The sequence below is a fragment of the Gangjinia marincola genome (genome assembly GCF_039523415.1).
Taxonomy (GTDB): Bacteria; Bacteroidota; Bacteroidia; order Flavobacteriales; family Flavobacteriaceae; genus Gangjinia; species Gangjinia marincola.
In genome coordinates this window covers 1-1882 of the sequence record NZ_BAAAFG010000016.1, presented here as the reverse complement: position 1 = coordinate 1882, position 1882 = coordinate 1, and the positions used below count along the sequence as shown (strand labels likewise).

Here is a 1882-nt window from a genome sequence, read left to right as displayed (position 1 = left end):
GACTGATAGGATAGATGCTCAGCTAATCGCAAGAGAGCTAAAAGATGGTCGATTAGAAAGTATAAATGTTCCTGATACAAAGAGAGAACAATTACGCAGTCTATTTAGGCGTCGCAATGACTTGGTCAAGGATATGCGTCAAATCAAGAGTTACCTGAAGATGCAGTTACTTTACTATGGCGTTGAGATACCTGAAGAGTTTGATAACGATCATTGGAGTCATAAGTTTCGTCATTGGTTAGATGATTTAGTATTTGCGTATGATCCGGGCAATGAGGTTTTAAGAAGCCGTATGCGCAGTTTTAGATTCACTGATCAAGAGTTTAGAGATGTCTCTACCCTTTTGCGTAAGTATACGAAGGCTTACTATAAGAACGACTACATGCTGCTTCGCAGTATTCCGGGGATAGGGGGTATTGTAGCTAGTGGGATATTAAGCGAACTAGGCGACCTTCGTAGATTTAGCAGTGTGAAGCATTTGGCGGGCTATGTAGGTTTATGTCCCGGGATCTACCAGAGTGGAGATACGATACGCCATACCGGGATAAGTATGAGAGCTCATCGCTTGCTACGTAGCTACTTTATTGAAGCATCTTGGCAAGCTATACGGACAGATCCTGTCATGCAGGCCTACTATAGAAAGCATCAGGGTAAGAACGTAAAATCAATCATTGTAAAGGTGGCGCGTAAGCTTTTAAGTAGAACTCTGGCGGTGATAAAGAGCGAAACACCCTATGTGATAGGAGTAGAGCAATAAATAATAATTTCATAACGAAGCTCACAAAAAAGTAGATACAACCCGAATCATAAAATCCCGAAGCTTCGGGACTGGTGACGTCTCTATTTAAGAATCGATCACATATAGGATGCTGAGCAAGTTATATTAAAAGAAAAAAAGGTGGTTTAAGTAAAAAAGAAAATATTATTTAACTTTAAAGAACTGGACTAAGGCTTTTCATAGGATACATTGTTAGGCAACGTTATTTTCGGTACACTATTTTACTTTCAACCAATATTTCCGTACTATCACTGCCTGTTATAAGCATTTTAGTCCAATTACCTTCATCATCAAATTTTAAATATTTATAATTTTCTATTGAAATGGTATCTCCTTTCTCATCGACTGTAACTGTTTTGACGATATTTCTGTTATAATTATAAAGGTGTTTAACCTTAAAAGATATTTGGTCGCCTTCTGATAGGTTAATTTCTTCAATGACATTATTATTCGCATTGTATTTATATTTCTGTTTTCTTAAAATCATATCGCCAACATAGTCTATTTCTTCGACCTTGTTTTTATCCACGAAATTTGACAAAATAACATTCCTATCCACATTCTTTCCAGTCATATATTCTTTTTCTTCGACTAACTCTCCTTCTTCGTTTAGCACATTTTTGAAATAAGATTCGTTTACTAATTCGCCAGAATAGTCATAATATTTTTTAGATATCGTACAAAGATTTTTGTCATATTCATAAACGTATTTATGTGTCATTCTGTTAGAAGTATATTGGATATGGTTGTCTATCATACCTTTCTTGTTGAAATAGTATTCATTATCAACATATGCTATATAATCTAATTTTGGCAAAGGTTCTTTGGTAATTTGACCATTCCTTTTCACAGCTTGAAACTGGTTAAATTTTATCGATTCAACATCTCCATTTATATTCATCTTTTGCAAGTCAGTGTGTCTGCTATTTTTTACGGAACAGTTTGTGAATAAGACTGAACAAAGAATTATGAAAATACGACTGAGGTTTGTCATAATGTTGCCTAACGGTTTAGGCTATGCGCAGTTGCGTGCCTTAGCCTTGTCTTCCCAAAGATACCCAAACCATAGAAAATTTTGCAGAAATTTTCGGGTGAGCAAGAAAC

At 35.8% G+C, this 1882-nt stretch carries 2 protein-coding genes; one reads left to right on the top strand and one right to left on the bottom strand.

The window, feature by feature from the left end; genetic code table 11:
* On the top strand, positions 1 to 757 hold a 757-nt coding region (locus ABD000_RS10860), incomplete at its 5' end, for an IS110 family RNA-guided transposase (protein WP_343767339.1).
* A gap of 223 nt (positions 758 to 980) precedes the next feature.
* Here ABD000_RS10860 and ABD000_RS10855 read toward each other — a convergent pair.
* Positions 981 to 1679 carry a hypothetical protein gene (locus ABD000_RS10855; RefSeq protein WP_343767335.1) on the bottom strand — a complete coding sequence of 233 codons (699 nt, stop codon included), beginning with the start codon at positions 1677 to 1679 and terminating at the stop codon, positions 981 to 983.
* Positions 1680 to 1882 lie beyond the last annotated feature (203 nt).